This is a genomic window from Paraburkholderia silviterrae (genome assembly GCF_004353915.1).
Taxonomy (GTDB): domain Bacteria; phylum Pseudomonadota; class Gammaproteobacteria; order Burkholderiales; family Burkholderiaceae; genus Paraburkholderia; species Paraburkholderia silviterrae.
In genome coordinates this window covers 271,514-293,878 of sequence record NZ_SMRP01000005.1, presented here as the reverse complement: position 1 = coordinate 293,878, position 22,365 = coordinate 271,514, and the positions used below count along the sequence as shown (strand labels likewise).

Genomic DNA, 22,365 nt, shown 5'->3' with positions numbered 1-22,365 from the left:
ACTTTGGTGCAGGCCGGCGCCTGATGTTCATGTCGGGCCCGCGCCTGCACTCTGCTTCAGGCGCGCACAGTTAGCCTGTACTGCGTGACCTGGCGGTAACTGCCGCCGGGGCGCAACACCACTTCATTGCATTCCGGTGCATCCATGTTGATCTGGTTCGGGAATCCACCCGCTTCCAGGCACAGGGCGCCATGGCGCACGCATGGCGCGCCGTGGCGCCCAGGCTGGCCCTCCAGATAATTTCCCGTATAGCACTGCAGGCCGCGCTGGTCGGTTGCGACCGTGAGCTCGCGCCCGCTGCCGGGCTCGTAGACACTCGCCACGGTGCGCACGGCAGGCGTTTGGCCCTCTTGAGCGGCCTCGCGCAGGATGTAGCAGTGGTCGAAGCCGCCCGCTAGCGCGATCTGCGCATGGGGCCAGTCGAGCCGCGCGCCGAGCGGCGCGCCCTGGCGGAAGTCGAAGGCAGTGCCGCGCACGTTGGCCACGCCGACGGGGATCGTCTGCGCATCGACTTCGAGGTACGTCTCGGCGTCAATTGTCAGGATGTGGCCGCGAATGTCCGATCCAGGCTCGCCGCTGAGATTGAAATAGCCGTGGCTCGTCAGGTTCAGTGGCGTGGGGGCGTCGCTGAGTGCTTCGTAATCGAGCGTGAGCGTGCCGTCGTCGTCGAGCGTGTAGCGTACCTGCACGTTCACGTTGCCCGGAAAGCCGCCATCTCCCTCGGGCGAATCGAGCCGCAGCAGCAGCGTGCCGCGATCGTCCCCGGCTTGCCATATCGCGCGGTGAAATCCGTTCGCGCCGCCATGCAGCAAATTGCCGTTCTCGTTGCGATCGAGCGTGTAGTCGATGCCATCCAGCGTGAAGCGCGCACCGGCAATGCGGTTGGCCCAGCGGCCGACGAGGCCGCCCATGTAGGTCGTGGCCGCATAGTAAGCGGCGGGCGTGTCGTGGCCCAGCAGGATGTCGGCGAGCCGTCCCGTGCGATCGGGTGCATGCCAGCTCACCAGCGTCGCGCCGAGGTCGCTGATCTGCACTTTCATGCCTTGCGCGTTGCGCAGCGTGTAGAGCCGGCAGGTGTCGCCACCGGGCAGGGCACCCCAGGGCTCGGCACGCAATTGAGCGATTCGGTTCATGTGGCGTCGGTCGGGTGAGTCGGAAGGGCCGGGGCTCGGGCCGCCTGGGCGGGCGCCTGGAAAGAGGCTGGCGCGGCGGAGCTGGCGGGCTGCGCCACGCTGTCCTGATATTCGCGCGGTGTGCAGCCCAGTTCGCGCCGGAACACCGCATACATGTATTGAAGCGACGTGAACCCGCAGCGGATGGCCACTTCGGCACTCGACGCGTCGCGGCTCGCGAGCAGGGCTTTCGCGGCCTCGAGCTTGTGCCTCAGGATCTCCTGGTGGACCGTGCGGTGCAGTTCCCGCCGGAAATATTCTTCCAGCGACGAGCGCGACACGCCCACGTAATCGGCGACCTGCTCGGTCTTGATGCCCTGGCACGCGTACTGGCGGATGAAGTGCCGTGCACGCATCACGTGCGGGCTGGACAGCGGTTCATGCCGCGTCGATTCCAGCACATTGATGCCGACGGGCGGAACCAGAATGCGCCGTCCCGGAAAACGTGCACCGCCGAGCATCTGGTGCAGCAGGTGCGCCGCCGTCTTGCCCATTTCCTCGGTGCCCTGAATGACCGAGGAGAGCGGGATGCGCGTGAGGGTGCGCGTGAGCGGGTCGTTGTCGATGCCGATGATCGCCACCTGTTCCGGCACCGCGATGCCGTGCATCAGGCAGGCCTGCAGCAGATGCCGGGCGCGCGCATCGGTCACGGCGATCACGCCGACGGGCTTGGGCAGCGCGTGGAGCCACGCGCTCAGTTGCTCGATGGCCTGGTTCCAGGACGGCGCACTGGTGGCCAGGCCGCGATACACGGGCGCCTGAACGCCCTCTGCCTGCGCGAGCGCCAGGAAGGCCCGCTCGCGCTCCTGCGCCCAGCGGTTCTCCTGCGCGACGGGCAGGCTGTACATGGCCAGATGCGGCAGGCCCGCGCCGATCAAGTGCGTCCATGCGAGCGAGACGAGCTTGCGGTTGTCGGTGGCGATATAAGGCAGGGTGGCGGGGTACTGCGCCGGATCCTCGAACGACGAGCCGAGCGCCACCACCGGCAGCGGGCAGCCCGCGAGCGCGTTGGCGACGGCGGGGTCGTCGAAGTCGGCGATGATGCCGTCGCCGTCGAAGCGCTCGATACCCGCGAGACGACAGCGGAAATCCTCTTCGAGAAGAGGTCCCACGCCACACGCGTCGAGCGCAGGTAATGGCCGATGCCCGCGATGATCTCGCGGTCGTACACCTTGTTCGCATTGAAGAGCAGCGCGATGCGATGCGCGGTCTGGGAAGCGGGGGCACGGTTCATGGCATGCGGTTCGGTTCTGCATGCGCTTGCTGGCGTTGCGGCAGGCGCAGTCGTCTCCAGTTCGGGCGCGGGGCTTGCTCGGCGCTTGTGCGTTGCTTGTACGTTGCTTGTGCGTTGCCTGTACGCTTATTCGCGGCAAAGCGGCGCGCCGCCTTTCAAGCGTCCCGGTATTCTAGGCCGTGCACGCGTGCCTGGCGGGCGGGTGGCAGGAAACGTTATGCAAGTCGCGCAATTTCGCAATTGCCGCCCTTCGGGCGACGCGGGCAGTATGGCCTCAGTTCGCACGGCGCGTGCCGTTGCGCCGCAGCATGAGCGCTTTGCACGGGATCGCACCAGGTGCTCTGCATGGGGCCGGAGGCAGTGCTCAAGCACTCACTCCGGCCGGCAGCCAAGACGCCAGGTGTGATCGACGGCTTTGCTTGAGACGGGGGACCCCATGTCGTATTTCGAAGCTATTCCAGCCATTCGCTACGAAGGCCCGCAATCGGACAATCCGCTTGCCTACCACTACTACGATCGCACGAAGAAGCTCCTCGGCAAGACGCTGGAGGAACATCTGCGTGTCGCGGTGTGCTACTGGCATACGTTCGTGTGGCCCGGCAGCGACATCTTCGGCCAAGGCACTTTTCATCGCCCGTGGCAGCAGCCCGGCGACGCGATGGAGCGCGCGCACCAGAAGGCCGACGCGGCATTCGAGTTCTTCACGAAGCTCGGCGTGCCGTTCTATACCTTCCACGACACCGACGTTGCGCCCGAAGGCAAGGACCTCAAGGATTACAAGGAGAACTTCGCGCGCATGGTGGATTACCTGGACGCGAAGCAGCAGGCGAGTGGCATGAGGCTGCTGTGGGGCACGGCGAATCTGTTCTCGCACCCGCGCTATGCAGCCGGTGCGGCCACGAATCCGAACCCCGAGGTCTTCGCCTATGCGGCCACACAGGTGTGCCACGCGCTCGACGCCACGCACCGGCTCGGGGGCGAGAATTACGTGTTGTGGGGTGGGCGCGAGGGCTACGAAACACTGCTCAATACCGACCTCGTGCGCGAGCGCGAGCAGTTTGCGCGTTTTCTCTCGATGGTGGTCGAGCACAAGGAGCGCATCGGTTTCAAGGGCACGCTGCTGATCGAGCCGAAACCTCAGGAGCCGACTAAGCACCAGTACGACTACGACGTCGCGACGGTCCACGGTTTTCTCACGCAATATGGACTGCAGAACGAAATTCGCGTGAACATCGAAGCGAATCACGCCACGCTCGCGGGTCATTCGTTCCACCACGAGATTGCGATGGCCTACGCGCTCGGCGTGTTCGGCAGCGTCGACGCCAATCGCGGCGACCCTCAAAATGGCTGGGACACCGACCAGTTTCCGAACAGCGTGGAAGAGCTGACGCTGGCGTTCTACGAAATCCTGCGTCACGGTGGCTTCACCACGGGCGGCATGAATTTCGATGCGAAGGTGCGGCGTCAGAGCGCCGATCCCGAAGATCTGTTCTATGGCCACGTGGGCGCGATCGATGTGCTCGCCCTCGCACTCGAGCGTGCGGCAGTGCTGGTCGAGAACGATCGCCTCGAACAGTTCAAGCGTCAGCGCTATGCGGGCTGGGATACCGAGCTCGGCCGCAAGATCCTCGCTGGCGGCTATTCGCTTTCGTCGCTGGCCACCGATGCGCTCGCGCATGGCTTTAATCCGCAGCATGCGAGCGGTCAGCAAGAGCGGCTCGAAAACGTCGTCAATCAGGCGATCTACGCGCAGCGCTGAACGCACGCCGCAAGACGCGCACGCGAACCGGGAGGGGATGCAGACATGGTTATCGGTATCGATCTCGGCACATCGGGCGTGAAGGCTGTGCTGCTCTATCGCGCGCTCGAACCGGTATTCACCCTTGGCGTCTGAAGAATCTCTGCGCCGCATGGCGGTTTTCGTATGACAAGCCGTATGACAAGACTGTGACGCAAGCTCGTGAACGCTCGCGATAAGGCCGCACATTGACGCGCATCCGGCCATTTCACGCGCCTCGATACACGCTTGCAGCGTGCCATCACTTTTCCTGCCACAATCGTTGCGTCGTGTGCCTCCGGTGCTTGCAGTACATGATGCCGCCGGCCCGGCAACGCCTGGCGCAGCGCCGCGCTTTCTGCGCGGTCCGCCGCCGCTCTGTCACTTTTCCGGCGCATCTTCGCGACGCGCCGTGCCGTTTCGCAAGACGCGCAACGGCGCCGAACTGGAGACAAGTCGACCATGCCTACCCTCTGTGAAATCTGCAATGCGCGGCCCGCTGTCGCGCGCGTGATGGTCGTGCAAAACGGCCAGCGCAAGTCCATGTCGATATGCGATTACGACTATCGGCAGTTGATGCGTCATCAAAGCGCGCTCAATCCGTTCGACTCGCTGCTGGGCGGCAGCGGTCTGTCGCGTTTCTTCGGCGGCCCGGACGGCGAGGGCGATCACGACGACGGAGGTGGGGGCTTCGAGGCGGAGGTGCCGCGCGAATCCGTCGACGCCACGGACGCGTTCAGCGAGCAGACGCTCGAAATCCTGCAGCGCGCCGCTGAAAAGGCCCATGAGTTGCGGCGCACCGAGCTCGACACCGAACATCTGCTCTACGTGCTCGCCGATACCGACATTTGTGCGGCACTCCTCAAGGAATTGAAGCTCTCGCCGCAGGACATTAAGGGCTATATCGACCAGCACGCGCAAAAGGGCAGCGCCGACCCCGACGCACCCATCGACAAGATGACGATCTCGCCGCGTCTGAAGAAGGCGTTTCAGTTCGCGTTCCAGGCGTCGCGCGATCTGGGCCACTCGTACGTGGGTCCCGAGCATCTGCTGATCGGCCTGTCGGCGGTGCCGGACAGCATTGCCGGCGCGCTGCTCAAGAAGTACGGCGTGACGCCCGAGGCGCTGCGCCAGAAGGTCGTCAAGGTGGTGGGCAAGGGCGCGGAAGACGGGCGCGTGGATGCGCCCACGGGCACGCCCACGCTCGACAAGTTCGGCCGCGATCTCACGGCCATGGCGCGCCAGGGCAAGCTCGATCCGGTGCTCGGCCGTGCGCTGGAGATCGAAAACACCATCGAAGTGCTTGCGCGGCGCAAGAAGAACAATCCGGTGCTGATCGGCGAGCCGGGCGTGGGCAAGACCGCCATCGTCGAAGGCCTCGCGCAGCGCATCGTCAACGGCGACGTGCCCGAGGTGCTGCGCGGCAAGCGGCTCGTCGAGGTGAACATCAATTCGATGGTCGCGGGCGCGAAGTACCGTGGCGAGTTCGAAGAGCGCGCGAAGCAGTTGATCGACGAGGTGACCGCCAAGCATGACGAGCTCATCCTCTTCATCGACGAGCTGCATACGATCGTGGGTGCGGGGCAGGGCGGCGGCGAGGGCGGTCTCGACATCGCGAACGTGCTCAAGCCCGCGCTTGCGCGCGGCGAGCTGAGCCTGATCGGTGCGACCACGCTCAACGAGTATCAGAAGTACATCGAGAAGGACGCGGCGCTGGAGCGGCGCTTCCAGCCGGTGCTCGTGCCGGAGCCCACCGTCGAGCAGACGATCGTGATTCTGCGCGGCCTGCGCGACAAGCTCGAGGCACACCATCAGGTCACTTTCGCCGACGACGCATTCGTCGCGGCGGCCGAGCTCTCGGACCGCTACATCACCTCGCGCTTTCTGCCCGACAAGGCCATCGATCTGATCGATCAGGCGGCGGCGCGCGTGCGCATCGGCGCGACCTCGCGGCCGGCGGAGATCCAGGAGCTGGAAGCCGAGATCGCGCAGTGCAAGCGCGAACAGGATTATGCGGCCTCGCGCAAGCGCTTCGACGAGGCGAAGAACTTCGAAGAACGTATCAACGAAAAGCAGGCGAGGCTCGAGGAGCTCACCGAGGCGTGGCAACGCAAGACCGGCTCGGAGACGCTCGAGGTGACGGTCGCGTCCATCGCCGAAGTGGTCTCGCGTCTCACCGGCATCCCGGTGACCGATCTCACGCAGGAAGAGCGCCAGAAGCTGCTGAAGATGGAAGAGAAGCTGCGCGAGCGCGTGGTCGGCCAGAGCGACGCCGTGGTCGCGGTGAGCGATGCCGTGCGTCTCTCGCGTGCGGGCCTCGGGCAGGAGCACCGGCCCATCGCGACTTTCCTGTTCCTCGGGCCCACGGGCGTGGGCAAGACCGAGCTTGCGAAGGCGCTCGCGGAAACCGTGTTCGGCGACGAGCAGGCCATCATCCGCATCGACATGAGCGAGTATATGGAGCGCCATGCCGTTGCGCGCCTGATTGGCGCGCCGCCCGGCTATGTGGGCTACGACGAAGGCGGCCAGCTCACCGAGCGCGTGCGCCGTCGCCCCTATAGCGTGATTCTGCTCGACGAAATCGAGAAGGCGCACCCGGACGTCTACAACGTGCTGCTGCAAGTGTTCGACGACGGCCGGCTTACCGACGGCAAGGGCCGTGTGGTCGATTTCAGCAACACGATCATCATCGCCACGAGCAATCTGGGCGCGCCCATCATCATGGAGAATCTCGAGCGTCCGGCCGCCTCGCGCATGGACGACAAAGCGCTGAAAGGCGAGCTCATGAAGGTGCTCAAGGGCCACTTCCGTCCCGAGTTTCTCAATCGCATCGACGAGATCATCGTGTTCCATGCGCTCTCGCGCGAGAACATTGAGTCGATCGTGCAGATTCAGCTCGACCGCGTGAAGCGCACCGCGGCGGCGCAGGGCATCACGCTGAAAATGAGCGATGCGCTCGTCGCGCATCTGGTCGAGGCCGGCTATCAACCCGAGTTCGGCGCGCGCGAGCTCAAGCGGCAGATTCGCCAGGAAGTGGAGACGCGGCTCGCCAAGGAGATGCTCGGCGACGCATTGCAAACGGGAGACACCGCCGAGATCGGCTACGACACGGCGAACCATGAAGTGACCATCAGCAAGATCGCGGTGCCGCCCGACGTGCCGGAAAACAAGCCCGTGAAGAAGGCCAAGGCCGATGGGAAGGGCGCGAAGCTGGACGTGAAGGAGGTCGCGCCGGAGCTCGCCGCCGACGACGCCGAGGGCGATCCGCCGCCCCCGCCGCCGAAGAAGGGCGGCAAGGGCGCGGGAAAGTCGAAGGCGGCCTGAGTATGGCCTGAGTATGTAGTGAGGAAACCGGCACCGTCGCGGTGCCGGTTTTGTTTGCTGCGAGTTAATTCGGCATGCTGATTATCAAGCGCTAGCCGATTTGCCACCATGCAGGCAGCAGAGCGCGCACGTCCGGCCGCGCGAAGCGGTCGTCGAGCAGATGCACGACGCCGTGGTCGTGTTCGGTGCGAATCACGCGGCCCGCCGCCTGCACGACTTTGCGCAGTCCGGGGATCAGATAGGTGTAGTCGAATCCGGCGCCGTAGAGCGCTTGCATGCGCTCGCGCATCGCCTCGTTGACGGGGTTCACCTGCGGCATGCCGAGCGTCGCGATGAAGGTGCCGATGAGGCGCGTGCCCGGCAGGTCGATGCCTTCGCCGAAGGCCCCGCCGAGCACCGCAAAGCCGATCCCGCAGCCACCCACCGCAAAGCGCGCGACGAAGGCCTGCTGTTGCGCCTCGTCCATCGTGCGCGACTGCATCCATGTACTCACATGCGGATGCCGCGCGACGAAGACGTCGGCGGCGAGCTGGAGGTAGTCGTAGCTGCTGAAGAAACACAGGTAATTGCCGGGGCGCGCGTCGTATTGCCTGGCGATGCGCTCGACGAGCGCGTCGAGCGATCGCTCGCGGTCCTTGTAGCGCGTCGAGATATCGCGCGCGATGCGCACGTCGAGCTGCTCGGCGCGAAACGGCGTGCCAATCTCCACGTTCACCGTGTTCGCGGGCAAGCCGAGCATCTCGGCGTAGTAGCGCGTGGGCGCGAGCGTCGCCGAAAAGAGCGTCACGCTATGGGCCGCCGACATGCGCGCGCGCAGCGCGCCGGCGGGCACGATGTTGCGGATGCACAGCGTCGAGCGCGTGCGCCTGGCGTCCCGCGTGGAAAGCGGTGTGACGTCGAAGATCGATTGCGCGTCGAAGCGCTCGGCCATGCGCACGAAGTGCAGCGCGTCGAAATAGAAGCGTTCGAGCTCGGCGTCGCGCACGGGCGCCGGTTGCGCGAGCTGCTCGCCAATGGCGGCGATCACGTCGCCGAGCGCGGCCACGAGGCCTTCGGGCAGCGTTTCGCTCGCGCGCCACGCGTGCGGCTGCACGGCGTTCTGCGCGTTCCAGTGGCGCGCGAGACGCGTCAGCGCGCGCTTCACGCTCGCGCTCGCGGCGCGCCGCACGGCGTCGAGGCGCGTTTGCACGAGCTCGGCGGAATACATCGCGCGGGCGCGTTCGGGCAGATTGTGCGCCTCGTCCACGAGCACGCTCGTGCGCCACTGGTTGTGCGCGCCGAGCATGAACAACATTGCGCTCACGTCGAAGTAATAGTTGTAGTCGCCGACGATCACGTCGCTCCAGCGCGCGAGCTCCTGGCCGAGGTAGTACGGACAGACCGCATGCTCGCGTGCGACCTCGCGCAGCGCGGCGCGGTCGAGCCGCACGCGCGCGAGTGCTGAGGCGCGCGCGGCGGGCAGGCGGTCATAGAAGCCGCGTGCGAGCGGGCACGATTGCCCGTGACACGCGAGGTCCGGATGCTCGCAGGCTTTGTCGCGGGCGACCAGTTCGAGCACGCGCAGCGGCAGCGGGGCGGCGTCGCGAGGCTCGCTGTCGCGAGGTGCGCCATCGACCTGGGCGGCGGCAAGCGTGTCGAGCGCGTCGAGCGCGAGCTGCCGTCCCGGGCTCTTCGCGCTCAAGAACAGCACCTTGTCGATGCCGGCGCGCGCGCAGGCCTTCAATTGCGGGAACAGCGTGCCGATGGTCTTGCCGATGCCGGTGGGCGCCTCGATGAGCAGGCAGCGTCCTTGCGTGGCCGCGCGCCACACGGCCTCGGCGAGATCGCGCTGGCCCTCGCGGAACGTGGCATGCGGCAGGCGCAATGCCGCGAGCGCCACGTCGCGCGCCGCGCGATGCGCGCTCTCCTGTTCGGCCCACGCGATGAAGCGCGCACATTGCGACTCGAATTCGGCGCGCAATTGCTGCGCGCTCGCGTGCTCGACGAGCGCCGTCTCGCGTCCCGAGCCGATCTCGTAGTAGACGAGCGCGAGCTCGAGCGCGTCGAGGCCGAGCTTCTCGCACATCAGCGCGCCATAGACACGCAATTGCGCCCAGTGCAGCGCGCGCTGATTCTCGCGCATCGCGTCCAGATCGCCGCGATAAGTCTTGAACTCTTCGAGCCGCTGGCGTGCCGGGTCGTAGCCGTCGGCACGGCCGCGCACGGTGAGCGTGCCGAATACGCCGGTGAGCGCGATTTCGGTTTCGTAGCCTGTGGGCCTTCGTGCGGCGATTGCGGCGTGGCCGGCGCGGCCTTCGCTCGCATCGGGTGAGGGCGTGAAGCGCAGATCGAGGTCGCCGCGTTTCGCGGTGAACTCGCAGAGCGTACGGACCGCGACGGTGTAGCTCATGGCGTGGGCGCAGCCGGCGTGCTTTCCGGCGCGGCCCAGCGCACTTGCAGCACGGTCACGGGCAGGCCGTGTGCCGCGCAGTAGGCGAGCCAGCGGCGCTGGTTGTCCTGCAGCCGGTCGCCGGGGCCCTTCACCTCGATCAGCTCGTAGCGTCGCTCGCGCGGCCAGAAGCGCACGAGGTCGGGCAGGCCCGAACGGTTCGCGCCGGGCTCGCGCAGCAGGCGTTCGAACCAGAGCTTCAAGTCGGCGGCGGGAAAGCAGTCGAGTGCCAGTGCGAGCAGCGCGGCGTCGAGCGCGGGCCACGCGACGTAGGGCGACTGGATGCCGTACTTCTGCGTAAAACGCTGCTCGATGGTCGCGCGATACGTGCCGGTCTCGAACTCAGCCAGACACGCGGCGAAGAGCCCGGCGCGCCGGGACACGAAGTCGCTGGCGTGCAGGTCGGCGGGGCCGCGCTGGAATGGATGGAAGAACGCGCCCGGCAGTGGCGCGAAGAGCGCGGGCCAGCAGAGCAGGCCGAAAAGACTGTTGATGAGCGTGTTCTCGACGTAGAAGACGGGCGCGTCGGCACACTCGAGCGTGCGGCGCGCGGCTTCCTCCACGCGCAGGCCGGCACAGGCTTCGGGGAGCGTGAGCTCGGTGCTCGCGAAACCCGGCGTGTCAGGCGTTGTTTGCGTTTGCGCCGTAGCGCGCCGCCGCTGCAGGCGTGCGAGCGTGCGCGTCGCGCGTTGCGCTTCCTCCTCGTTGGCGGGCGCGCCGGCAATGGCCTGGGCGAGCGCGAGTGCTTCGTCGCGGCGGTCGAGTTGCTCGAGCACGCGCACGCACCGGTAGCGCGATTCGGGATGACCGCAGTGGGCATAGGCGCGCCAAGCCAGCGCCGGCTCGCCCAGACGCTCGGCCGCCTGGCCCGCCGCGTGGCGCACCCGGTCGTAACGCGAGCGCAGCCAGTCGTTGTGCCGGGTACGCGGCGCAATGGCGTCGAGCGTATCGAGCGCGACGCCAAGGGCGGTGACGGCGCTCGCCGCGTCCGCAGCGAGGTCGAAGGACTCGCGGCAGTCGCGCAGCGTGAGATACGCGTCGATATCGGCGCGTTGCTGAAACGCGCGCGAGGCGCTGTCGAGCGGCACCGGTTCGTAGCGGTAGACGCCCAGGTCGGCCAGCACGAACTCGGACCAGTCCTGCCGCAGGTTGCCAAAGAACATTAGCCTGAGCCGCTCGCACAGCGGCGCGGCCACCAGATGGAACACGGTATCGGCCGAGCCGGGAAACCACGCGGACCAGCCGCGCGCTTCGGGTGCGGCGGCCTGCAGGGTTTCGAGTGTTTCGGCGCGCGTGGCGCGCGCGGCAGCGCCATTGGGCTGCGTGCAGGCTGCGAGCCGTGCGGCGAGCGTCTGCAGTTCGGCTTTGGTGACGAGCGCCGCGAGCGCGTCGAGCGCAAGCACGGGCGCGGCCTCCAGCCAGCCCGCCGCCACGAGGGGAGCCGCCGCCGCGCGCGGACAGCCAATCTCGGCGTAGTCGAGCTTGCTCGCGCGAAAATGCGGCCCCTTGCGCATGAGCATGCGCACGAACAGCGCGCGCGAGGCCCGCGGCAGGGCGCCAAAGCCCTGCACGAAGCGCCGCTCGGCTTCGTCGAACAGGTCGGCGCAGCGCGCATCGAGCGAGGCGAGCGCGCGCTCGAAGTTCGCGAGGTAATAAAACGGATCGGGAGAGTCGGGAAGCACGCGCGGCACTGTACGGATATACAGCCGCGATAATAACAGGCCAGGGCGGCCCGCGAGCGCCGCTCACAGAACCCAATGCGCCTCGGGTCTTGGCGGGCTGTACGCTACAATTGCCGCAGCCTGAAAACCGAACCGCGCGAGAAGCGCAACAAGAGCGATGAACAAACGGAAAGCCTGCCTCGTCGGCCTCGCCGCCGGTGCCACTCTGCTCGCGGGATGCGTCGCGCAGTACCAGAACCCCAGCGCATGCGAGCATGAAATTCGCACCCGGCTCGCCAACGCGTCGCTGGGCGAATTGTCCGTCACACATACCGCGGTGGCGTATCGCGGCAAGCGTGTCGTCGTCGAAGGCACGCTCGCTCGCGGCGCGCTGCCGGCATCGGGCGTGCTCAGCCCAGAGGCGGTCGCCGCCGTCTCCGGCACGCCTGTGGCTTCCACCGGCGCCGCCACGGGCGTGAGCGCGGCGAGCGCCGCCGGGGCTTCGGCTTCGACGGGCGCCTCGGCTGCGCGTGGAGCTTCGGCGGTGTCGGCATCGTCGGTCGCTTCGGCGGCGCAGCGCGGCACGCTGGCGCCGGCGGCGTCCGGAGCAGCCGTAGCGTCCTCAGCTTCTGCGGCATCCGGAGCAACGGTAGCGTCCGCGGCTTCTGCGGCGTCCGGAGCCGCTGTAGCGTCCGCAGCTTCTGCGGCATCCGGAGCCGCCGTGGCATCCGCGGCATCGGCAGCCGCGCCGGTCGCGGAAAGCAAGCCCACCACGCCGATGGCGGTGCTGGCCGTGAAGCTGGGCCTGCACAAGGCGCCGCGCCCGGCCACCGCCGCCGAATGCACCTATGACAAGACGGGTAGCCTCACGTCGTTCCGCTGGCTCTCGCCAGCCGCACTCGCAAAGACCACGCCCGCGCCCGACAGCGACGACGAGTAACCCGCGCCCGCTCGCCCGAGGCTCAGAACGCGAAATACGGCCCCGCGCCCGCGGGCGTCACCTGGGCTTCGATGGCGGTATAGATGCGCCGCCCGAAAAAAAACGGCAATCCCCAGCCGAACATGTTGCCGTTGTAGCCTGCCAGGTTGTCGAACGCCCAGTTGCCGCTCGCGAACAGCGTTTGTGCATTGGCGACCGGGAGCGAGGCCGGTGTGCTCACACCGTCCGTGCCCTTGATCGTCGCGCCGATGCTCAGCGGCGCGCTCGGGCAGTACCACGCGCCGCAGCGGGTGAGTGCCGCGTTCGCGAAGAAAAAGCCGTTCGAGCCGCTATCCAGATAGCTCAGCGGATAGACCGAGCCGTCCGAGGTCGTGGTCGACACGAAGCCCGTCACCGTGTTCGCGCGCAGCACCGTCGCGCCGCCGAGCGCGTTGTTCGACTGCGAGCCGATGCCGAATATCAGCGATCCGCTCACGGCACTTTGCCCCGCGTCGGGCACCGCGGGCAGATCGAGCACGACGCCGTTATTGTCGGTGGCAAACGCCGCGACGGGATTGCTCACCTGCTGCGCGAGCGGCTGCGCGCTCGCCGTGCAGTTGCCGGAAGGGCATGAGTAGTACCACGAACTATTCGGCTGATTGACGCAGGCCGCGCCGCAGTCGGCGTTAAAGGGCCCGACACCGAGGATGCCGTTCGAGCGCAGCGCCGTGGTATTGATCATCGCGAGCCCGAAGCCCTGGCAGACGCTTGGCGTGGTCGGCACGGACGGGTCGGCGATCAGCTGGATTGGCAGCGCGGGAGCCACTTCACCCGCGAGCCGCACGTCGGCGCTGCGTACTGCGCCCCACGTGTAGCCGGTGCCGAAGGCCGCGCATTCGCCCGCGGGCGACGAGCCCGCGCCGGCGGCCACCGAGGGCAGGGCGAATCCGGCCGGCAGGGCCGATGCGAGCAGACGCAGGCCCTGCGAGCCGGTGTCGACCTGCACGTTGTTGACGGTTGCGCAGGTGCTCGTGCCGGGCACGCAGACGGTCACGCTCGCCATGAGCATGTTGCGCGTCAAGGTGGGCGTGGCGGCGACGCTGACCGCGACGACATTGGGCGTCGTCGATTGCGGGACGGTGCCCGACGTGCTCGGGCCGCTCGAGGTCGGCGAGCTCGCCGGAGCCGAGGCCGCGGGCGCGCTTGCGGCAGCGGGCGAGCTCGCCGGGACCGTTGCGCCTGCCGTGCCGTTGCTGCCGCCGCCGCCGCCGCAGCCCGCAAGCACCACGGCGAGGACGCCTGCGAGCACGAACGAGCGGACGTCCGCTTGTACGCTCCGGATCGAAGCGCGTTCGAAGACGCGTTGCGCGGGCGCGCTCATCGCAGATCTCCCTCGCTGACGCCCGCAGGCAGCGCCGCGGGTAGCCACGCGCGCCCGATGTAGCTGCGCATGTGCCCCCCCGACTCGACGACGACAGTGGGTGTATCGACGCGCGCGGCGTGCAGGCCGTCGCGTCCGCTCGCATGCAGCGCGGCAGCGCCGCTGCGCCACGCGGCGGCGTAGCGGCCGAGCAGCGCATCGAGATCCGGCGGGGTGGGCCCTTGCCACACGTAGGCGAAGATTTCGCCGCTGCTGGCGGCGATGTACTCGCTAAAGCGCGTCCCGCCCGCGTCGACGTAGCTTGTCACGCGTGCCGCCCCGCCCGCGAGCGTCTGGGTGGCCGATGCGGGTGTTGGCGGGAGCCCGGACGAAACCGTGTCGCCGAGCGCTGCGTGAGCCGGTGCGGCGCTAGCCGCAAGGCACGAGAGAAGGCATGCGTTGGCCGCAACGCGGCTCGCCTGCAGGCGTCTCCAAATTTTCATGAATCTCTCCGTATGGCGTTCTTCGGACTTATCTCTTTTTTTGGAGGGAAATTAGCACCGGGTCACGCGCGCAAGATCAGAACGACATAAATGCCGATTCACGCAAATTTGATCGCCAGGCGCGTTTTCTCGTAAGACATTGATCAAAAAAGGGATTTGTCTATTTTTCAGACTCGGAGAGTGTTTTTCCAAATGTTGACGAACGTTACGTTGCGGGCGTCAATCTGGTGGCAAAATCGGCTGGACGGCCCGCTGCTCGCCGCCTGGCAGCCCGGTTTGCACGTCCGGCTTGCGCCCGGCAGTGCCGCCGAGCTCCGGTTTTTGCACAGCACGGCCTCTCGCCGGTAAAATGGCTGGTTGATCCACGGAAACTAGCCCGTGGCCTAGCCGAAGGGATTACCCGAACATGAGTGATTTTCACCAACGTCTTGCCGCTCGCGCCCTCGCGCTCCTGATGGCGGGCGGGCTGGTCGCCGGCTGCAGCTCGCCGACGCCCGGCAAGATCGATTACCGCAGTGATGGAAAGGCGAAACAGGCTTCGCTGGCCGTTCCGCCGAACATGCTCGACGAAGCCTCCGACCAGCGCTCGATGGCCCCGCAAGGCGGAGAGACGTCGCTGTCCTCGCTCAAGCAGACCCAGGCCGCAGCGCCGCCGTCCGACCAGACCCAGGTGCTCCCGCAAGTGCCCGGCATGCACATTCAGCGTGACGGCACGGAAAGCTGGCTTGTCATCGACAATCGCACGCCCGACCAGGTCTGGCCGCAGGTGCGCCGCTTCTGGCAGGAGCAGGGCTTCCTGCTGGTGGTCGACCAGCGCGACAAGGGCGTGATGGAAACCGACTGGAACGAGACCCATCCGAAGATCAGCGACGGCCTCATCCGCAACACGCTGTCGTGGGCCACGGGCAACTCGTACGTCACTGCGGAGCGCAACAAGTACCGCACGCGTCTCGACACGTCGCCCACGGGCGGCACGTACATCTTCATCAGCCAGAAGGGTCTGAGCGAGCAGCTGAGCGGCACCAACAACGACACCAGCAAGTGGGTGCCGAAGCCCAACGATCCGGCGCTCGAAACCGAGTACCTCAAGCGGCTCATGATGACGCTCGCGAACGCCAAGCCGGGCGTGCCCGACGCGCAGATCGCCGCCGAGGCCGACGCGAAGGCAAATCCGAAGGCCAATGCAAAGGACGCGGCGTCCAAGGGTCCCGATGCGGCTGCAGCCGCCATCGCGGCGCAGAACGCCGCCGCGGCAGGCCAGAGCACGCCGGCCACCTCGTCCTCGGCGAACAGCCCGGCTGGCGGCCAGTACACGTCGACTGAGCTCACGCTCGCCGAGCCGTACGATCGCGCATGGCTGCGTGTGGGTGTCGCGCTCGACCGCGCGAACTTCACCGTGGACGACCGCGACCGCGCGAAGGGCATCTACTACGTGCGCTACGTCGACCCGCAGGACATGAGCGCGGCGGAACAGGGCTTCTGGAACCAGATCTTCCATGGCCGCAAGGAAAAGATCGCCAAGCAGTACAAGCTCAACGTGCGCGCCGTGACCGATAACCAGACCCGCGTGGCGGTCGTCGACGACAACGGTCAGGTCGACGCGTCGCGGCCGGCTCGCGAGATCATGGGTCTCGTGGTCGGAGAGCTGCAGTAAGCCCCCTCGTATTGCAGCGTGCGGCACGCCGGCCGCCGCAAGCAATCGACAAAAAAACCGCCTGCGAATCGAGGTATTCGCAGGCGGTTTTTTTACGCCCCGACGTGCCGCCCGGCGCGTTCAATGCGGCGGAATCATCCACGTGAGCACGTTTTGCTGCAGCCACACGAGAATGCCGAGCACCACCGTGAGCAGGATCGAGTGCTTGAAGGTCTTCGCGAAGACGTGGCCTTCCTTGCCCTTGAGGTCGGTGGTGGCCACGCCCGTCGAGATGTTCTGCGGCGAGATCATCTTGCCCATGACGCCGCCCGATGAATTGGTTGCCGCCATGAGCACGGGGTCGAGGTTGAGCTGGTGCGCGGCCACGACCTGGAGGTTGCCGAACAGCGCATTGCCTGAGGTGTCGCTGCCCGAGAGGAACACGGCAACCCAGCCGAGGAACGCCGAGACAAGCGGAAAGAGCGAGCCCACCGAGGCGACGCCGAGACCGAGCGTATAGGTCAGGCCGGAGTAGTTCATCAGGAACGCGAGCCCGACGATGGTCGCGACGGTCAGAATGGCGATGCGCGTTTGCACCCACGTGTCGACGATCGCGCCGCCGAAATCGGCGGGCTTCAGGCGCACGACCAGCGCCGTGATGATTGCCGCGAGCAGGATCGCGGTGCCCGTGCCGAGCGGCTGGAAGTCCCAGATCGCGCCATACTGCGTCTTGTACAGCGTGATATAGACGGCTTTGTCGAGGCCCGGCCAGGGCACCTTCACGTCGCCGATCGCGAACACTTTGGCGATGGTCCAGAGAATCACGACCACGGCCACGATAATCCACGGATACCAGCCCTGCGCGCCCGGCACGTCGCCGCGCACTTCCTTAGCGCGGTCGACCTTGATCTCGAAGCGCGGGTCGGGCGCGGGCTTCCAGACGCGCAGGAACAGGATCGTGAGGATCAGTGAGACGAGCGACGAGAGCACGTCGGTGAGGCTGTAGTTGATGAAGTTCGCCGTGACGAACTGCGTGATCGCGAAGCTGCCGCCCGAGACCAGCAGCACCGGCCAGATGCGCAGCATGCCGCCCACGCCCGCGTAGATGGCGATCACGTAGAAGGGCAGCGCCAGCGCGAAGAACGGCAGCTGGCGGCCGACCATTTGGCCGAGCGCATCGGCGGGCAGGTGGGTGACCGCGCCGAGCACGGTGATTGGCACGCCGAGTGCGCCGAACGCCACCGGCGCCGTGTTGAAGATCAGCGTGAAGGTGAGCGCTTCGAGCGTTGGGAAGCCGAGCATGATCAACAGCGAGCTCGTGATCGCGACGGGCGTGCCGAAGCCCGAGATGCCTTCGAAGAGCGCGCCGAACGAGAAGCCCACCACCACGAGCACGATGCGCCGGTCGTTGGGCAGATTGTCGAGCAGCCACATGCGAAAGGCGGCGAAGCGGCCCGAGCGCAGCGCGATGTTATAGAGCAGGATGGCCGTGACGACGATCCACATGACGGGCCATAGCGCGAAGACCACGCCGTTCAGGACCGCACTGACGGCGAGATTGACCGGAAATTGCCAGCCCGCGATGGCCACGGCGAGACCGACGACCAGCCCCGCGAGCGAAGCCTGCCACGCGGGCCGGCGCGCCCAGCCGAGCAGGACGAGCACCACGACGATCGGCAGCACCGCCACGATGAACGACAGGAATAGCGAGTTGCCGATGGGAGTCAACAGCTGATGGAACATGACGTCTCCTTTGTGCTGATTCGTATCGGCGCATCGATGCGTGCGTGCGCAAGGGTGTGCCGGGCGTGGCGTCGACGGTGCGCGCGGCGCCCGCGATAGAACCGGAGCGCCGTCGTGAGGGAGGGCGAATTCAGTAAGGCGATGCTTCAGTCCCCGATGCCCAATTGCAGGATAGAAAATGGTTCGGGACCGTCAAGGAGGGAAAGTACGGTCGTGCGGCAAAGGGGTGGCCCAATGCTCGTTCGCTTCGATGCCGGTCAACGCCGGTTATTGGCGCGAATGGTCCCTAGTGATGCCAGTGCCTGCCACCGCCACCCCAGTAGCCGAAGCCGAACGAGATGGCCGGTGCACCCCATCCCCACGCAGGGTAGGGGTAATAGGCGGGGTAAGCCGGCCAGGCCGGATAGACCGGCCAGGCGGGCACCGCGATGGCGACGGGCGGCGAGGGGTAGAGCGGCCCGGGGTATTGCGCGTCGGGGATGGCGGCGGGGGCAGGGTTGGGTGGCTCGCTCGCCTGCGGATTGGTTTGCATGACCGCGCTTTCCTGCTGCGTGCCCGCGGCGGGGACCGAGCCGTAGTAGTACGGCGCATAGCCGTACGGGTAATAGTAGTAGCAGCCAGAAAGCACGAGCAGTGCAGCCGTTGCGCCAAGCGTCGAGACCCGTTTGAGTGCGCCGCGGGCCCAAGGCCGGATCGACAGCGTTTTATATGCGGGGGCGCTGGATCTGCAAGGCGAGGCGAGTGCTGCTGATGGGCGATTCATGGCGGACTCCTGTCCCACGCAAAGCTGACGATCACGCGGGCTCGTGTGTCGTGTAGCCGGAACCTGACCGATCGAGCTTACGCTCCTTGCCGCCATTTTGTGTTGCGCTCGCATAACCGGATATTTCGCGGTATTGCGGTGCTGCGCGCACTCGTATGCGTGCGGAGTACGCCGCCAATGCCGATGCCAATTCCAATGCAAACGCGGCGCATGCTCTTGCGAGACATGCGCCGCGTATCCTCTCTGAAGCCGGCGTTTGAAGCCGATTTGCCTGTTGTCGTGTCGTTGTTTTTCGCTGCGTCAGGTGAGGCGGGGGACGCCCTTACTTGCCAACCTGATTGCCGATGATGCCGCCTACCGCGGCCCCGCCGACCGTGGAGAGCGCACTGCCGCCGATCGCTGCGCCCGCAACGCCGCCGACACCAGCGCCGATTGCGGTGTCACGGTCGCGCCTCGACATGTTGTCGCAAGCTGAGAGGCTGGCAATCACGGCAACGAGTGTGGTCACAGTGAGAAGGGTGCGTGCGCGTGCAAGGGTTTTCATTGTCGACTCCTCGTGTATCGGATGAGGGGCTTCGGGCTTTTTGGCCCGATGCGCACCTCCAATACGTTCATCGTAATGGCGCGTCCCGTATCCGGGTGTATGCGCTTGTCAACGAGATGTCGGAGTCGTTAGAAATTGTTTCGGTCCGGGCGGGGAGCTCGGGGCGCCTAGCCGCCGGCACGCAGCCACTAGCGGCGCCCGGTTTGCCGCGCCGCACGCACGCGAAGCGTGCCTCGCGTCTCATCGTGCGGCGCAGCGAACCGTCTTGCGTGCCTTACTGGCGGTGATAAATCTCCGCACCTTGCTTGACGAACTCGACGGCCTTCACTTCCATGCCCTTTTTCAGGGCCTCGTCGTCGCTCACGCCCTGTTTCGCCGCGAAATCGCGCACGTCCTGGGTGATCTTCATCGAGCAGAAGTGCGGTCCGCACATCGAGCAGAAGTGCGCGACCTTCGCGGAGTCCTTCGGCAGTGTTTCGTCGTGGAACTCGCGTGCCTTGTCCGGATCGAGGCCGATGTTGAACTGGTCTTCCCAGCGGAACTCGAAGCGCGCCTTCGAGAGCGCGTTGTCGCGCACCTGCGCGCCCGGATGGCCTTTCGCGAGATCGGCCGCGTGCGCCGCGAGCTTGTACGTGATGATGCCTTCCTTCACGTCGTCCTTGTTCGGCAGACCCAGGTGTTCCTTCGGCGTGACGTAGCAGAGCATCGCCGTGCCGAACCAGCCGATCATCGCTGCGCCAATGCCCGAGGTGATGTGGTCGTAGCCCGGCGCGATGTCGGTGGTGAGCGGCCCGAGCGTATAGAAGGGCGCTTCGTCGCACCATTCCAGTTGCAGGTCCATGTTCTCCTTGATGAGCTGCATCGGCACGTGGCCCGGACCTTCGATCATGACCTGCACGTCGTGCTTCCACGCGATCTGCGTGAGCTCGCCCAGTGTCTTCAGTTCGCCGAGCTGCGCTTCGTCGTTGGCGTCGTAGATCGAGCCCGGACGCAGGCCGTCGCCGAGCGAGAAGCTCACGTCATAGGCCTTCATGATTTCGCAGATCTCTTCGAAATGCTCGTAAATGAAGGACTCCTTGTGATGTGCGAGACACCACTTGGCCATGATCGAACCGCCGCGCGAGACGATGCCCGTCATGCGGTTGGCCGTGAGCGGCACGTATTGCAGGCGTACGCCGGCGTGAATCGTGAAGTAGTCCACACCCTGCTCGGCCTGCTCGATGAGCGTGTCGCGGAACATTTCCCACGTGAGGTCCTCGGCCTTGCCGTTGACCTTTTCGAGCGCCTGATAGATGGGCACCGTGCCGATCGGCACCGGCGAGTTGCGGATGATCCACTCGCGCGTTTCGTGGATGTGCTTGCCGGTCGACAGATCCATGACCGTGTCGCCGCCCCAGCGGATCGCCCACGTCATCTTGTCGACTTCTTCGCCGATCGAGGAGGTGACCGCCGAGTTGCCGATGTTCGCGTTGATCTTCACGAGGAAGTTGCGGCCGATGATCATCGGCTCGCTTTCCGGGTGATTGATGTTCGCGGGGATGATCGCGCGGCCGCGCGCGATTTCCTCGCGCACGAATTCAGGCGTGATCTCTTGCAGCGCATTCGCGCCGAAGGCCGCGGCACCAAACGCCTGGCCCGGGTGCTGGCGGCCCATCATCGCGGCGAGCTTCGCGCCATTCGGGCCGCTCGTCTTGAGGCTTTCCAGATACTCGGCACGGCGCTGGTTCTCGCGGATCGCGATGTACTCCATCTCGGGCGTGATGATGCCCTGACGCGCGTAGTGCATCTGCGTGACGTTCTTGCCGGCCTTTGCGCGGCGCGGGGTGCGATGCAGGCCCGGGAAGCGCAGCTCGGCCGTGGCCGCATCGGCGGCGCGTTCGCGGCCGTAGTCGGAGGAGAGGCCGGGCAGCGCTTCGGTGTCGTCGCGCTTCTCGATCCAGCCCTGACGCAGCGCCGGCAGGCCCGCGCGGATATCGATCTTCGCTTCGGGGTCGGTGTACGGACCCGAGGTGTCGTAGACGTAGATCGGCGGATTCTTTTCGCCGCCGAAGCCCGTGGGCGTATCCGATTGCGTGATCTCGCGCATCGGCACGCGGATGTCGGGCTGCGAACCGGTCACATAAATCTTGCGGGAATTCGGCAGCGGCGCGATTGCGGCTTCGTCGACGTGCGCGTTGGCGGAAATGAACTTCGGATTCGCGTTCATGCGTCTCTCTCTCCATGCAAAGCAAAGTGGGAACAGCGGCTTAGCAGGAGACGAGACGGAACGTGGACGGACTTCGCTGTGATGGGGTGAGGCGTGATGCGTTGCGAAGTCCGGACGCTTCCCTGCGCTGGCATTATCCAGATCAGGTTCAAAGGGTATTTCTCACCCACGTAATACGCGGCTTGAACATTCGTCTGAACGATTCGAAGCGGCGCATAACGCAGGACCCCCGCGTAAGCAGGCCAAACGATACACCGTGCTGCGACGATCTGGCAAGTGCTCTGGCGTGCGAATTGTGCCAGGCGAGGCGGAGGCGCCCGACGCTTACAGCGTGAAATCGTCCGCGGCTTCGGGCTGAAACAGAATGCGGTCGATCTTGAACGTCTCCACGGCGCCGCTCGGCGGCGTGAAGCGCACGGACTCGCCGCGCTTCGCGCCCAGCAGCGCGAGGCCCGCGGGCGAAAAGACGTTCAGGCGCCCGGCGTCGAGGTTGGCGCTCACGGGGTAGACCACGGTGAACGTGACGTTCTCGCCCGTGCTTTCGTTCACGAGCGTGACCTGCGAGTTCATGGTGACGACGTTGGACGCGACTTTGTGCGAGTCGACGATCTCGGCGCGTTCGAGCAGCTCGTCAAGCATGAGCTGGCGTGCGGGTGCGGCGCCAGGCTCGGCGGCGCATTTCTCGAGGCGGGCGAGATCGAGCTCGGTCAGGTAGCGGATTTTCTTTGACATGGTGGTTCTCCTTACGATCCGGGATAGAAAAAGTGGGGGATCGGCCCGGAGCCCGACCGAACGGCTCCGGGAGGTGGAGGGGGGTTCAGTGTGGACGCCGGGCGGCGGCGAGCGGGGCCGGGGAGCCGGGGACGTGTCGTCGGGCGGCGGTGCGCGCCTGCGGATACGCTCTCGCGCACGCCAACGCGCCGCGCTGGGAGCGCGGCGGCAAGGAAGCGGCGAGATGCACGGCAAGGTGCGTGAGCGGCAGATGCATACGGACGACAGAATTTGAAAGATTTTTGAAAGCAGGTAACATGCTAACACGGTCTCGAAAATGGTGGGCGAGGCGCGCGGGTGCCCCGCGTGGGCGACGCGAGCGATTGC

The 22,365-nt window shown here is 66.3% G+C and carries 14 protein-coding genes, 1 pseudogene and 1 riboswitch; of the genes and pseudogenes, 4 read left to right on the top strand and 11 right to left on the bottom strand.

What is annotated here, in order from left to right; translation table 11 throughout:
* Positions 1-56: 56 nt before the first annotated feature.
* Both EYW47_RS13555 and EYW47_RS13550 read right to left on the bottom strand, forming a co-directional pair.
* On the bottom strand, positions 57-1,133 hold the full coding sequence (locus EYW47_RS13555; protein WP_133195341.1) for an aldose epimerase family protein: 1,077 nt from the start codon (positions 1,131-1,133) through the stop codon (positions 57-59).
* Positions 1,130-2,406: pseudogene (locus tag EYW47_RS13550) on the bottom strand (XylR family transcriptional regulator). Before EYW47_RS13550 ends, EYW47_RS13555 begins: the two are co-directional and overlap by 4 nt.
* A 436-nt stretch (positions 2,407-2,842) precedes the next feature.
* Here EYW47_RS13550 and xylA point away from each other — a divergent pair.
* Together xylA and EYW47_RS13540 are read left to right on the top strand one after the other, a co-directional pair.
* Complete coding sequence (gene xylA, locus EYW47_RS13545) at positions 2,843-4,165, top strand: xylose isomerase (protein WP_133195340.1); 1,323 nt, start codon at positions 2,843-2,845, stop codon at positions 4,163-4,165.
* Between the two features lie 480 nt (positions 4,166-4,645).
* Positions 4,646-7,507 carry an ATP-dependent Clp protease ATP-binding subunit gene (locus tag EYW47_RS13540; RefSeq protein ID WP_133195339.1) on the top strand — a complete coding sequence of 954 codons (2,862 nt, stop codon included), beginning with the start codon at positions 4,646-4,648 and terminating at the stop codon, positions 7,505-7,507.
* A gap of 91 nt (positions 7,508-7,598) precedes the next feature.
* Here EYW47_RS13540 and EYW47_RS13535 read toward each other — a convergent pair whose 3' ends face one another.
* Positions 7,599-9,896, bottom strand: a complete 2,298-nt coding sequence (locus tag EYW47_RS13535; RefSeq protein ID WP_133195338.1) for an ATP-dependent DNA helicase — start codon at positions 9,894-9,896, stop codon at positions 7,599-7,601.
* Positions 9,893-11,617, bottom strand: coding sequence for a VRR-NUC domain-containing protein (locus tag EYW47_RS13530; RefSeq protein ID WP_133195337.1), 1,725 nt, complete (start codon positions 11,615-11,617; stop codon positions 9,893-9,895). The genes EYW47_RS13535 and EYW47_RS13530 overlap by 4 nt, the downstream gene beginning before the upstream one ends.
* A 157-nt stretch (positions 11,618-11,774) precedes the next feature.
* On the opposite strand from EYW47_RS13530, the gene EYW47_RS13525 reads away from it, so the two are divergent.
* Positions 11,775-12,536: a hypothetical protein gene (locus EYW47_RS13525; RefSeq protein ID WP_133195336.1), complete on the top strand. Its 762-nt coding sequence runs from the start codon at positions 11,775-11,777 to the stop codon at positions 12,534-12,536.
* A 22-nt stretch (positions 12,537-12,558) separates the two neighbouring features.
* Here the strand turns inward: EYW47_RS13525 and EYW47_RS13520 are convergent, their stop codons facing one another.
* Positions 12,559-13,896 carry a DUF3443 domain-containing protein gene (locus EYW47_RS13520; RefSeq protein WP_133195335.1) on the bottom strand — a complete coding sequence of 446 codons (1,338 nt, stop codon included), beginning with the start codon at positions 13,894-13,896 and terminating at the stop codon, positions 12,559-12,561.
* The gene (locus EYW47_RS13515) at positions 13,893-14,378 is read right to left on the bottom strand and encodes a DUF2844 domain-containing protein (RefSeq protein ID WP_133195334.1); all 486 of its coding nucleotides are present in this window, start codon (positions 14,376-14,378) and stop codon (positions 13,893-13,895) included. Before EYW47_RS13515 ends, EYW47_RS13520 begins: the two co-directional genes overlap by 4 nt.
* 406 nt (positions 14,379-14,784) lie before the next feature.
* On the opposite strand from EYW47_RS13515, the gene bamC reads away from it, so the two are divergent.
* A complete protein-coding gene (bamC, locus tag EYW47_RS13510; RefSeq protein ID WP_133195333.1) occupies positions 14,785-16,032 on the top strand; it encodes an outer membrane protein assembly factor BamC in 1,248 nt (415 codons plus the stop codon).
* A 120-nt stretch (positions 16,033-16,152) separates the two neighbouring features.
* On the opposite strand, the gene EYW47_RS13505 is transcribed toward bamC, so the two are convergent.
* The 5 genes from EYW47_RS13505 to EYW47_RS13485 all read right to left on the bottom strand — a co-directional run bounded on the left by EYW47_RS13505 (position 16,153) and on the right by EYW47_RS13485 (position 21,999).
* Entirely contained in the window at positions 16,153-17,754 is a 1,602-nt protein-coding gene (locus EYW47_RS13505; protein WP_133195332.1) for an L-lactate permease, read from the bottom strand.
* Positions 17,755-18,040: 286 nt separating this feature from the next.
* Complete coding sequence (locus EYW47_RS13500) at positions 18,041-18,517, bottom strand: hypothetical protein (RefSeq protein WP_240763670.1); 477 nt, start codon at positions 18,515-18,517, stop codon at positions 18,041-18,043.
* 322 nt (positions 18,518-18,839) lie between these two features.
* A complete protein-coding gene (locus tag EYW47_RS13495; protein ID WP_133195331.1) occupies positions 18,840-19,061 on the bottom strand; it encodes a glycine zipper 2TM domain-containing protein in 222 nt (73 codons plus the stop codon).
* A 274-nt stretch (positions 19,062-19,335) separates the two neighbouring features.
* On the bottom strand, positions 19,336-21,267 hold the full coding sequence (gene thiC, locus EYW47_RS13490) for a phosphomethylpyrimidine synthase ThiC (protein ID WP_133195330.1): 1,932 nt from the start codon (positions 21,265-21,267) through the stop codon (positions 19,336-19,338).
* Positions 21,268-21,368: 101 nt separating this feature from the next.
* Positions 21,369-21,508: riboswitch (TPP riboswitch) on the bottom strand.
* An 83-nt stretch (positions 21,509-21,591) separates the two neighbouring features.
* Complete coding sequence (locus EYW47_RS13485) at positions 21,592-21,999, bottom strand: GreA/GreB family elongation factor (RefSeq protein ID WP_133195329.1); 408 nt, start codon at positions 21,997-21,999, stop codon at positions 21,592-21,594.
* Positions 22,000-22,365 lie beyond the last annotated feature (366 nt).

What these genes read in the sequence shown, in the direction of transcription:
- EYW47_RS13555 (WP_133195341.1), bottom strand. Translation starts at nt 1,133, where the DNA reads ATGAACCGAATCGCTCAATTGCGTGCCGAGCCCTGGGGTGCCCTGCCC.
- xylA (WP_133195340.1), top strand. Translation starts at nt 2,843, where the DNA reads ATGTCGTATTTCGAAGCTATTCCAGCCATTCGCTACGAAGGCCCGCAA.
- EYW47_RS13540 (WP_133195339.1), top strand. Translation starts at nt 4,646, where the DNA reads ATGCCTACCCTCTGTGAAATCTGCAATGCGCGGCCCGCTGTCGCGCGC.
- EYW47_RS13535 (WP_133195338.1), bottom strand. Translation starts at nt 9,896, where the DNA reads ATGAGCTACACCGTCGCGGTCCGTACGCTCTGCGAGTTCACCGCGAAA.
- EYW47_RS13525 (WP_133195336.1), top strand. Translation starts at nt 11,775, where the DNA reads ATGAACAAACGGAAAGCCTGCCTCGTCGGCCTCGCCGCCGGTGCCACT.
- EYW47_RS13520 (WP_133195335.1), bottom strand. Translation starts at nt 13,896, where the DNA reads ATGAGCGCGCCCGCGCAACGCGTCTTCGAACGCGCTTCGATCCGGAGC.
- EYW47_RS13515 (WP_133195334.1), bottom strand. Translation starts at nt 14,378, where the DNA reads ATGAAAATTTGGAGACGCCTGCAGGCGAGCCGCGTTGCGGCCAACGCA.
- bamC (WP_133195333.1), top strand. Translation starts at nt 14,785, where the DNA reads ATGAGTGATTTTCACCAACGTCTTGCCGCTCGCGCCCTCGCGCTCCTG.
- EYW47_RS13505 (WP_133195332.1), bottom strand. Translation starts at nt 17,754, where the DNA reads ATGTTCCATCAGCTGTTGACTCCCATCGGCAACTCGCTATTCCTGTCG.
- EYW47_RS13500 (WP_240763670.1), bottom strand. Translation starts at nt 18,517, where the DNA reads ATGAATCGCCCATCAGCAGCACTCGCCTCGCCTTGCAGATCCAGCGCC.
- EYW47_RS13495 (WP_133195331.1), bottom strand. Translation starts at nt 19,061, where the DNA reads ATGAAAACCCTTGCACGCGCACGCACCCTTCTCACTGTGACCACACTC.
- thiC (WP_133195330.1), bottom strand. Translation starts at nt 21,267, where the DNA reads ATGAACGCGAATCCGAAGTTCATTTCCGCCAACGCGCACGTCGACGAA.
- EYW47_RS13485 (WP_133195329.1), bottom strand. Translation starts at nt 21,999, where the DNA reads ATGTCAAAGAAAATCCGCTACCTGACCGAGCTCGATCTCGCCCGCCTC.